15 protein-coding genes are annotated in these 10,491 nt (G+C 40.4%); 14 read left to right on the forward strand and 1 reads right to left on the reverse strand.

All coding sequences use genetic code 11. The features are described from left to right. The 10 genes from AB1488_09690 to AB1488_09735 all read left to right on the forward strand — a co-directional run. Nucleotides 1-532 (forward strand): hypothetical protein (locus AB1488_09690; GenBank protein MEW6410363.1); only part of this gene is annotated, 532 nt, incomplete at its 5' end. 77 nt (nt 533-609) lie between these two features. Continuing rightward, nucleotides 610-1,665, forward strand: a complete 1,056-nt coding sequence (gene pilM / locus AB1488_09695) for a type IV pilus assembly protein PilM (GenBank protein MEW6410364.1) — start codon at nt 610-612, stop codon at nt 1,663-1,665. Continuing rightward, nucleotides 1,653-2,198 (forward strand): PilN domain-containing protein, encoded by a 546-nt coding sequence (locus AB1488_09700; protein ID MEW6410365.1) that lies wholly within the window; start codon nt 1,653-1,655, stop codon nt 2,196-2,198. Before pilM ends, AB1488_09700 begins: the two co-directional genes overlap by 13 nt. Nucleotides 2,199-2,222: 24 nt before the next feature. Further along, nucleotides 2,223-2,843, forward strand: coding sequence for a type 4a pilus biogenesis protein PilO (pilO, locus tag AB1488_09705; GenBank protein MEW6410366.1), 621 nt, complete (start codon nt 2,223-2,225; stop codon nt 2,841-2,843). Between the two features lie 15 nt (nt 2,844-2,858). Beyond that, a complete protein-coding gene (locus AB1488_09710) occupies nt 2,859-3,380 on the forward strand; it encodes a pilus assembly protein PilP (GenBank protein ID MEW6410367.1) in 522 nt (173 codons plus the stop codon). A 2-nt stretch (nt 3,381-3,382) separates the two neighbouring features. Further along, nucleotides 3,383-4,861: a type IV pilus secretin PilQ gene (gene pilQ / locus AB1488_09715; GenBank protein ID MEW6410368.1), complete on the forward strand. Its 1,479-nt coding sequence runs from the start codon at nt 3,383-3,385 to the stop codon at nt 4,859-4,861. Then, the gene (gene aroC / locus AB1488_09720) at nt 4,862-6,046 is read left to right on the forward strand and encodes a chorismate synthase (protein ID MEW6410369.1); all 1,185 of its coding nucleotides are present in this window, start codon (nt 4,862-4,864) and stop codon (nt 6,044-6,046) included. 3 nt (nt 6,047-6,049) lie between these two features. Next, nucleotides 6,050-7,630 (forward strand): 3-dehydroquinate synthase, encoded by a 1,581-nt coding sequence (gene aroB, locus AB1488_09725; GenBank protein MEW6410370.1) that lies wholly within the window; start codon nt 6,050-6,052, stop codon nt 7,628-7,630. A 15-nt stretch (nt 7,631-7,645) separates the two neighbouring features. Next, nucleotides 7,646-7,981: a nucleotidyltransferase domain-containing protein gene (locus AB1488_09730; protein ID MEW6410371.1), complete on the forward strand. Its 336-nt coding sequence runs from the start codon at nt 7,646-7,648 to the stop codon at nt 7,979-7,981. A 139-nt stretch (nt 7,982-8,120) separates the two neighbouring features. After that, nucleotides 8,121-8,408 carry a nucleotidyltransferase family protein gene (locus AB1488_09735; protein ID MEW6410372.1) on the forward strand — a complete coding sequence of 96 codons (288 nt, stop codon included), beginning with the start codon at nt 8,121-8,123 and terminating at the stop codon, nt 8,406-8,408. Here AB1488_09735 and AB1488_09740 read toward each other — a convergent pair. Further along, a complete protein-coding gene (locus AB1488_09740; GenBank protein MEW6410373.1) occupies nt 8,350-8,742 on the reverse strand; it encodes an IS3 family transposase in 393 nt (130 codons plus the stop codon). The genes AB1488_09735 and AB1488_09740 overlap by 59 nt on opposite strands. 181 nt (nt 8,743-8,923) lie before the next feature. Between AB1488_09740 and AB1488_09745 the strand changes: the two genes are divergently transcribed. From AB1488_09745 to AB1488_09760, 4 genes are read left to right on the forward strand one after another with little or no spacing between them, the layout of a single operon-like run. Continuing rightward, entirely contained in the window at nt 8,924-9,553 is a 630-nt protein-coding gene (locus tag AB1488_09745) for a site-specific integrase (GenBank protein ID MEW6410374.1), read from the forward strand. Nucleotides 9,554-9,566: 13 nt separating this feature from the next. Then, nucleotides 9,567-9,833: a GIY-YIG nuclease family protein gene (locus AB1488_09750; GenBank protein ID MEW6410375.1), complete on the forward strand. Its 267-nt coding sequence runs from the start codon at nt 9,567-9,569 to the stop codon at nt 9,831-9,833. After that, complete coding sequence (locus tag AB1488_09755; protein ID MEW6410376.1) at nt 9,818-10,135, forward strand: tyrosine-type recombinase/integrase; 318 nt, start codon at nt 9,818-9,820, stop codon at nt 10,133-10,135. The genes AB1488_09750 and AB1488_09755 overlap by 16 nt, the downstream gene beginning before the upstream one ends. Nucleotides 10,136-10,155: 20 nt before the next feature. Then, entirely contained in the window at nt 10,156-10,419 is a 264-nt protein-coding gene (locus AB1488_09760) for a tyrosine-type recombinase/integrase (protein ID MEW6410377.1), read from the forward strand. The last annotated feature ends 72 nt before the right edge of the window (nt 10,420-10,491 follow it).

Below are 10,491 nucleotides of genomic sequence, written 5' to 3' on the forward strand. Positions count from 1 at the left end.
TGATGCGGAAGTTATTGATCGCGTGGTTGCCTCTATCGATAATGAGGCAATTACACTGAGCGATGTTCATGATGCCATGCAGTTTTCTGGTAAGAATATCTCAGAAAAAGAGATAGTCGAAACACTTATAAACAGGAGGTTGCTTTTAAGAGAGGCAAGGAATCTGAAACTATCTGAGATTGATAAGGTGGAGATAGATGAATCAGTTAAAAGACTCAAATCAAAATATCCATCCGAAGAGGCATTCCGAAAAGCTTATAATAATATAACAAAATATGACCTGCATGAGCACATTCGGGAATCTCTTATAATAGAAAGGTTGATAGATTACAGGATAAAGGCATTTATAATCATAACACCTGAACAAATAAGAGATTTTTATGAAAAGAACCGTGATAAGTTTGGTAAGGAGGGATTTGAGGATGTAAGAGATGAGATAAATCAATATTTGATAGAGATAGAAACAAATAAAAGGCTAAAAGAGAGACTCGACATCCTGAAAAGAACAGTCACGATATACAGGATGTTTTAAAATCTCAACAATTTTTGTTTTCTTGACATCAACTATATTTTCTGTTAGATTTTGTTAATAATTAAGGAGAGTTACATATGTTGTTTACCAGGGAGAAACAGGTTATCGGGCTGGATATCGGTTCAAACACTATAAAGGTAGTCCAGATATCCAGAGGAAAGAATGGATATCGGCTTGAAAAGGTAGGTATAGCTTCACTTGAACCAGAGATTATTGTTGATGGTTCGATTATTGATGCAAGCAGGTTTGTAGATACAGTAAGGTTACTTCTGAAGGAACAGGAAATAAAAGTGAAAGATGCGGTAATATCTGTTTCTGGTTATTCTTCTGTTATCATTAAAAAAATTACTATTCCTGAGATAACAGAGGAAGAATTATCTGAATCCATAAAATGGGAGGCTGAGCAGTACATACCCTTTCCGATAGACGAAGTGAACCTTGACTTTGAGGTCATAGGACCAAGTGCAACTGCAGATAATCAAATGGATGTTTTGCTTGTAGCCGCCAAGAAAGAGAAGGTAAACGACTATATTTCTGCGATAACACAGGCAGGGTTAAACCCTGTGGTGGTTGATGTTGATGTGTTTGCACTTGAGAACATGTATGAGTTAAATTATAGCATTGAGCCCGGGAAAAATGTGGCATTGGCGAATATAGGTGCAAGCACCATGAATATAAACATTATAAGAGATGGGATGCCGCTGATTACAAGAGATAGTCCAGTAGGTGGTAATCAATACACAGAAGCGATCCAGAAAGAACTCGGGATTACTTACGAGAAGGCTGAGTCTTTAAAAAAGAGAGAGATAAGCATGGATATAGATCCCTCAGTGATGGAAAACATTATGTATACAGTATCAGGGACCATTGCTACCGAAATTATAAGGGCTATGGACCTTATTAATGAGGAGATAACAGGATTAATACTTAGTGGTGGGTGCTCCAAACTTTTTGGTTTACCAGAGTTCTTAGCAGATAAAACGGGTGTGCCAACTGAGATTGTAAATCCATTCAAAAGTATTTACGCAGATCCAAAGGTGTTTAGACCTGAATACTTAACTGATATAGCACCAGTTGTTGCTTTAGGGGTGGGTCTTGCAATAAGAAGAGTGAAGGACAGATGGTCAGAATAAACCTGATAGTTCCATACAGGAAGAAAAGGAAACCCAGGATTATCCCTGGACCAATAATCTTACTGGTAGCGACAGCAGTCGTATCGCTTGGGGCTGCTGGATTCTTCTGGGTATCTCTGGAAAATAAGATAAAAACCCTCAGTGATGAAAAATCAATAGCCGAGAGAAGGCTTGTTGAATTGAAGAAAAAGATCAAAGAGGTAGATAATTACGAAAAACTTAATAAGACAATAGAAGAACGGGTTAATGTTATAGAGAAACTCGGCAAAGAACAGAATGTTCCTCTATATCTCCTTGGAGAGATAAACAGATATATCCCGGAAAGGGTGTGGCTCTCCAAGATAAAGAGTGAAGACGAGTGGTTTTATGTAGAGGGTAAGTCGTTTACCAATTCCGATATCTCAACCTTTGTTGAAAACCTGAGAAAATCTCCCTATCTGATGGATATTGATGTTGAGAGTTCTGTTCAGACTCATCTCTTGGGAAAGATTATAGTCTATGATTTTAGAATAGCCTGTAAGGTGAAGGTGTAATATATGACTTTTGACCTTAAAAAAATGCCACCGAAGATTAGACTACTTATAATAACACTTCCAGTTATTTTAGTCTCAGTGTTATTTTATATCTTTGTCTATCAACCTAAATCTTCACAGATCGAGAAACTAAATTCAGAGGTAACGAAACTGAAAAACGAAGTAACCCTAAGTCAGAATAAGGCACTAAGACTTGATGAGTTAAAGAAGAAATATGCCCTACTTCAAGATAAACTCAAAGAGTTGAACGAAAAACTCCCTGAGCGGAATGAGATTGCCAGACTACTGAAGCAGGTCTCTGATTTAGGAATAAAATCAGGGCTTGAAGTGTCTGAGTGGAAACTCGAGAAAACCAATATATCGATAGATCAAAGCGGGTTATTTGCAAGGATACCTGTAAAGGCTGAGATAAGAGGTGGGTACCATAATATTGCTAAATTCTTTGAAAGAGTTAGTGATATGCCGAGGATAATAAATATATCAGAATTGACGATGGAATCTATAGGCGTTACTCAAGAAAAGACTGAGACAACTGGTTTAACAGGTATAAAGACAACCATGAAGGTTATTACCTTTTCATCGAGCACAGAGATGATAGCACAGAGAAAAGAGGCTCCAAAAACTGGTAAAGCCGCTTCTAAATAGGAGGTCTATTGGGGGATGCGTTATTTACTCTCTTTCGTTTTGCTGTTAACCCTATTTTATTCAGGATGTGGGACAAAAACACCTGAAACAAAAGAGGTGGTGAAAAAACCTGAAATACAGAAGATGGAAAAAGCAACTGTAACCCCAATACCAGAGCAAATCAGTCCACCTGTTGAGGCAAAGAAATATACCTACACGGATGGAGGCAAGAGAGACCCCTTTGTTTCACTCGTACGACCTGAAGAAAAGAAAAAAGCAGTTATATCAGCCGACCTCCCTCCACTTCAGAGAGTTGATATATCAGAGTTGAGACTCATAGGGATTGTATGGGAAGGTTCTAATTATGTTGCGATGGTCTCAACTCCTGATGGGAGGGGATATGCTGTGAGAAAAGGAACAATAATAGGTTTGAATAAAGGTGTGGTTGTGGATATAGCAAGCGATCATATAGTCATCGAGGAAAAGGCAAAGGATTATTTAGGTGAAGTAAAGACAAAAAGAACTGTATTAGAGCTACGGAGAAGAGAGGAGGCATGACAATGAGAAGGAAGAATAGATGTCAGCCAATAATCTCAGCAATAATCATATCTGTGTGCATTGTACTACCCCTAAAGGGTCCCCCAGTATATGCAGAAGAGACACAAAAAACAGATACGAATAAGCTTGATGAGGTAATAGAAAAGGTCATCGCAGCCGAGGAAAGAGAGGGTCAACAGCCACAGAAATTTACAGGACAGAGGATATCGCTTGACTTTCAGGATGCCGATATTGTTAATGTGCTCCGCTTGATCTCTGAGGTAAGTGGTTTGAATATCGTCATCAGCCCTGATGTAAAGGGGAAGGTCAGTATAAAGATGTCAAGTGTTCCATGGGATCAGGCACTTGATACGATACTTAAGACTTATGGTCTTGGGCAGATAAGGGAAGAAAATATAATCAGGATTGCCCCACTGACAGCTATTGCCAAGGAAAGGGAGGCTGAGCTAAAGGCAGAGGCGTTGATTACAAGAGTTATTCCAGTAAATTATGTAGATGCCAGAGAACTCTCAGATACAATCGGTAAGGCAAAGATACTCAGTGAGAGAGGAAGTGTTGGTGTTGTGCTACCTGCAAAGGATGCAAGGGCTACAGGTGTTGTGGTTAAAGATATAGCAGAAAAGGTAGAAGAGGTCGAATCACTTGTAAAGAAAGTAGATAAACCCGCCCCTCAGGTCTTGATAGAGGCAAGGATTGTAGAGATGACCTCTACCTTTGAAAGACAGCTCGGTATACAGTGGGGAACAGAGGTTGTAGGTAAGGACCTCGGGAAAGGACACACAGTGAGAGGAGGGATACTTACTCCAACGAGAACTGATACAGCGACCTATGGTGGCTCACTAATTAGCAAGCCGACTACACCCTCTACTACTGATCCGTCCTCTTATCCTACAAATTATGCGGTTAATCTCCCTGTAACAGGGACCCCATCTGGAGCGCTTTCCCTTACACTCGGAAGATTGGCAGGGACATGGCAGCTTGATGTCCAACTTTCTGCGATGGAGAGTATGGGTGAGGGGAAGATAATCTCTACCCCTAAGGTAATAACACTTGATAATCAAAAGGCTACGATAAGGCAGGGCAAAAGGGTTGCGTATGAAACAACATCAGCCGAAGGGACTAAGGTAGAGTTTGTAGATGCCGACCTCTCACTTTCTGTTACTCCCTCCATCGCACCAGAGGGATTTATATCTATAAAGATAGAGACAAAAAAGAATGAGCCTGACTTCACGAAGACACTTGGTAGTGGTGCACCTGCAACGATAGATACAAAAGAGGCGTCCACACAGATCCTTATCCGTGATGGTGATACAATCGTTATTGGTGGAATCCTTAAGAAAACTAAGAGCGATACAACTACAGGTGTTCCCCTTCTTCACAAGATACCTCTCCTCGGATGGCTTTTTAAGAGGGAGTTAACCTCAGATTCAACAACAGAACTCTTAATCTTCATTACACCACGGGTAATAAAAACAACATAGATGCTTAGATATCTTACTTCAGGAGAGTCCCATGGTAGGGCGATTATCGGCATAATCGAAGGGATTCCCACCGGATTATCTTTAGACGCCACATCAATAAATAAAGAACTCGCAAGAAGACAGATCGGCTACGGCAGGGGTCTCCGCATGAAGATTGAAAAAGACACCGCTGAAATACTCTCAGGCGTTAGATGGGGTGAAACTATCGGGAGTCCTATTACCATCGTAATAAAAAACAGAGACTGGGATAACTGGCAGGATGGTTTATCTCCTGAGGTAGGATGTAAAGGTTCGATACCTCCTGTAACTATCCCTCGACCTGGACACGCTGACCTCTCAGGGGCTATAAAATATGCCCAGAAAGATATAAGAAACATCCTTGAGCGTTCGAGTGCAAGGGAGACTGCTGTTCGTGTTGCTATTGGAGCTATAGCAAAGAGGCTGATTGAGGAGTTTAATATTAAGGTTTTAAGTCATGTTATAGAGATTGGTGGAATAAAGGCAGACTTGAAGAATAAAAGTATTGAGGAGATAGAGAGAAATGCAGAGAGATCTGACGTAAGGTGTGCAGATAAGACTACCTCAATAAAAATGAAGATGAAGATAGACGAAGCAAAAAAGAAAGGTGACTCAGTTGGAGGGGTATTCGAGGTCATAGTTACCGGTATTCCCGTTGGTCTTGGTAGCCATGTTCACTGGGATAGAAAACTGGATGCAAGGATAGCTGCTGCTGTGATGAGCATTCAGGCGATAAAGGGTGTTGAAATAGGAGCAGGTTTTGAGGTTGCGAGAAAGTTTGGTTCAAAAGTGCATGATGAGATATTCTACCAGTCACCAGTCACCAGTCACCAGTCACCAGTATGGGGTTTTTATAGAAAGACGAACAATGCAGGTGGGATAGAAGGTGGAATTACCAATGGTGAGAATATAATTATAAGGGCTGCCATGAAACCTATACCTACACTGAAGAGCCCATTAAAATCCGTTGATATTATAACAAAAAACTCGATTGAAGCTACCTATGAAAGATCAGATATATGTGCTGTGCCTGCAGCTGGTGTTATTGGAGAGGCGGTCGTTGCCTTTGTTATAGCAGATGCAATGATCGAAAAGTTTAGTGGGGATAGTATTTCTGAGATGAAGAGGAATTACGATGCATACATGAAATATATGAAAGGATTTTAAAGTTTGAGAAGAAATATAATATTGACAGGCTTTATGGGGACAGGGAAAACCGAAGTGGGCAGACTGATGGCTCAAATGTTAGATTTTCAGTTTGTTGATACCGATCAGATTATAGAAGAAAGACAGGGCATTACGATAAGGGAAATATTTGACAGGTATGGTGAACCATATTTTAGAAACATAGAGCGGATGGTAGTAGAGGATGTGTCAAGAGGGAAGGGTCAAGTTATAGCTACAGGTGGTGGCGTTGTTCTCGACAGAAGGAATATGGTCAATTTGAAACGGGCAGGTCTTGTCGTATGCCTTTGGGCTTCACCCAGCACTATATATGAAAGGTCAGCAGGGAATAGCGATCGACCTCTTCTAAATACTGCTGATCCAATGAAGAGGATAAAAAACCTTCTCAAAGAAAGGGACGCTTATTACAAACAGGCAGATATATCTATTGATACAACAGGTAAATCTCCTGAGATGGTGGCATCAGAGGTCATCAGAAGGACGGAAGTGTTCGAGTCAAGGGTTATAGTGGCGCTTGGAGACAGGAGCTACGATATAATTATCGGGAGAGGCATACTCTCTAATATTGGAACTGTAGCAGAAAGGTTTGATGCCAGCAAGGTAGCTATAATATCTAATCCTACGGTATTCACCATTTATGGTGATGTTGTCGTAAGATCTTTTAACGAGGCTGGATATGAAACCCTTACTTTCATGGTAGGAGATGGGGAAGAATACAAGACGCTCGATACTGTAAGCCATCTATACGATGAACTGCTTTCAGCCAAACTTGACAGAAAATCAGGCATTATTGCTCTTGGAGGTGGTGTTGTTGGTGACATCGGTGGTTTTGTGGCTGCCACCTATATGCGTGGGATATCATATATACAAGTTCCTACTACCCTCCTCGCACAGGTTGATAGCTCTGTTGGAGGTAAAACAGGTGTGAATCATCCACTCGGCAAGAATATGATAGGGGCATTTTATCAGCCAAAACTTGTCTGGATAGATATAAAGACACTAAATACCTTACCTGAAAGAGAGTTCAGGGAAGGATTAGCAGAGGTTATAAAGTACGGCATGATAGCTGATGAAAATTTCTTCTCCTACCTCGAGGAAAATATCGAAAAGTCAATATTGCTTCAGGAAGATGTCCTGAGCCGTGTTATAGAGAGGTCATGCGAGATAAAGGCAGATGTGGTCTCGAGAGATGAAAGAGAGTCCGGGTTAAGATCAATTCTGAACTTCGGGCATACAATTGGACATGCCATAGAAACAGTTACCGATTACAGGACATACAGACACGGAGAGGCAATTTCAATAGGCATGGTTGCTGCTGCGAGGATTGCACACCGTCTTGGATTGTGCAATAGTGATGTTGTCATACGATTGAAGAATCTTATTGAGCGTGCTGGACTTCTAACAGAACTATCAGATATTAACCCTGAAAGGATTATCAAAGGTATGGAGATAGATAAGAAATCTACTCATAGAAGGCTGAGATTTGTGCTACCAACGGCTATAGGGAATGTGATTGTAAAGGAAATAGAGGATTACAGCCTAATAAAAGAAATACTTGCTCAATAAATGGGTATATTCAATATGGCGATACTAAATCTTACTAAATATGAAAATCAAGCACTGGATGAACTTATTGCTACTTTAAAGGCAGATTGGCCTCTTGCAAGATTTATAGTATTTGGCTCTAAGGTAAAAGGTATGGCTGATGAAGAGTCGGACATTGATATTCTAATAATACTCCCCTGTAAAGTTACTGGAGAGTTAAGACACCATATAATACAAAAGGTTTTTGATGTGAACCTTACTTATGGAAGTAACATAAGTGTGCTTATAGTTTCTGAAGATGAATGGGAAAGAGGGAATATATCCATTTTGCCTATTCATGCCTTCATTGAGGAGGAAGGCATCCCTTTATGAAGAAGGAAGGAAATATAAGGAAAGGATATTGAGCGAACAAGAGGTGATTTTGTGAAGAAGGATGCATGGGTATTCATTGAGCATATCTTAGAATGCACAGAGCTGATAAAATAGATCTGAAAGCGAGGTTGGATATCAGATGGCGGTCCGCACTCTTGACAGCGAGCATCTAAAAGAGTTTTGCAAAAGAAACGGCATTACATTTATGGCCGTGTTCGGGTCGTTCGCACGGGGGGATTTCGACCTGGAAAGTGATGTTGATCTTCTGGTCAGGTTCTCCGGGCGCAAGAGCCTGATAGACATTGTTAGGCTCGAAAGAGAACTCTCTGAGTCCCTGGGTAAGAAGGTCGAGCTGCTTACGGAGGCATCTATAAGCCCCTACCTGAAAGAGAGGATACAGAGGGAACTGAGGGTAATCTATGAATGAAAAGGATGACACAGTATACCTGAAGCATATTCTTGACGCTATCCAGAGAATCGAGGATTATTCTTCGGGTGTTGATGAGGAGATATTCAAGTCCCCTCTGCTTCATTATCCTGTACGTCTCATATCTCGTTATCTCTATGCTGTGCCTGTATCTCATCAACGCCCATATCTTCTTGTGGCCGTATTCTTGGTCAGAAAAAGATAGCTTCTCTATCATCTCCTTTTTGAATGGCTCTATCTCCTTTGTAGCCTTCTCTTTCTTCTGATAGTCCCTCAGCCCGTAAACCTTCCGGTAATACTCTGTTCTCGGAAGCCCAAGTATAAAGTAGGACATCGTAAAGAAGTATACAAATAAACTTTTACCTTCCCAGCCTTACACTTCACCACTACCTCCAATATCTATCTCTCTTCCTTCTACTTCTTCGCCATCTAACTGGTAAGTATCTCTATACCTATCTAACACAATGAGCCTAAAAAATATTGACACAGATAAAGAGTCATGATAGAAATTATCCATGAAGCAAGGGATAACTATCAATAAGGGTATATCAGGCAAATTAATAGTTTCATTTCCTTACAGTCCGCTTTTTGTCCAGAAAATTAAGACTATCAAAGGCCACAGATGGCATCCAGATGAAAAATACTGGAGCTTTCCTAATACTGATGGAACCCTGGAGAAGATTCTAAAGGTCTTTGAAGGTGAAAAGATACATATAGACCCTTCCCTGCAGAATGTCATCACCGCTTTACAACCTAATAATTACGACATTACATCTTTTAAAACAGAAAAAGAAGTCCCCTCACCCCTTGTGGGAGAGGGTAAGGGCGAGGGGGACTTTGAAGACCTAAGAAGAGAACTCCTTTCAAGAAAATACAGCTATAAAACAGTAAAAGGCTACATCTTCTATAACAGAGATTTCCTAAAATTCGTAAAACGAAAACCTTCTGAGATTAATGACAATGAGATAAAAGATTACCTCCTATACCTTGCTGAAGAAAAACATGCTGCAACTTCCACATTAAATCAGGCCATTAACGCCCTTAAGTTTTACTATGGAACAATGCTTAAGAAGAAGTTTGTCTATGAGGTCAGGAGGCCGAGAAAGGACAAGAAACTGCCCGTGGTTCTAAGCAAACCCCGTTAGAAATTAAACGATTATGCGACCTTATTATACATATGTAATCCAGAGCGAAAAGGATGGACAATGGTATACTGGATTCACTAATGATATAAGAAAGCGTATTCAAGAAGATAATAAAGGTCTTGTTTTCTCAACCAAGGGCAGGTGTCCATGGCGGCTAATATATTACGAAGGCTGCCTTAATGAAAAAGATGCAAGGGCAAGAGAGGAATACTTAAAATCAGGGATGGGAAAACGATATATAAGAAATAGATTAAAGTTCTTCCTATGCAAAGAGATATAATTAAATTTCTAACGGGGAAAGAAGAAATTGCAAAAATCATTAATTCGGTAGATAATCTAAAACATAGGGCAATCCTGATGCTCGTTTATTCTGCGGGATTAAGAGTTGGAGAAGTAGTAAGATTGAAATCCGATGATATAGACAGCAGAAGGATGTTGATACATGTAAAAGGTGCTAAAGGCAGAAAGGACAGATATACAATGCTTTCTGAAACGGCACTTGCCGTGTTAATGGATTACTGGAAGGCATACAAGCCTGAAAAGTGGTTATTTGAGGGTGCAAGGGTAGGCTTGCCTGCATGATTGCGCAAGCAGGTAGGTATTTGTCAACAAGGACTGTTGAGAAGATATTAGAGCATGCCTGTAAAAAGGCAGGCATAAAAAAAGAGGTATCAGTACATTCCCTCCGCCATAGCTTTGCGACACATTTATTGGAGAGCGGAACAGACTTGAGATACATACAGGAACTATTAGGGCATGCACACAGCAAAACAACCGAAATATATACTCATGTGAGCACAAGAAGCATAGGTAAAATAAAGAGCCCATTGGATACATTGAACCTTAAGAAAGAGGGTGATGAATGACAAAAAAGACAAAGGCAAGAGGGAATTATGGTAATTCAGCCAGAGGTGGGATATCCGAAATATTTCGGATAT

It is taken from the genome of Nitrospirota bacterium, from assembly GCA_040756155.1.
Taxonomy (GTDB): Bacteria; Nitrospirota; Thermodesulfovibrionia; order JACRGW01; family JBFLZU01; genus JBFLZU01.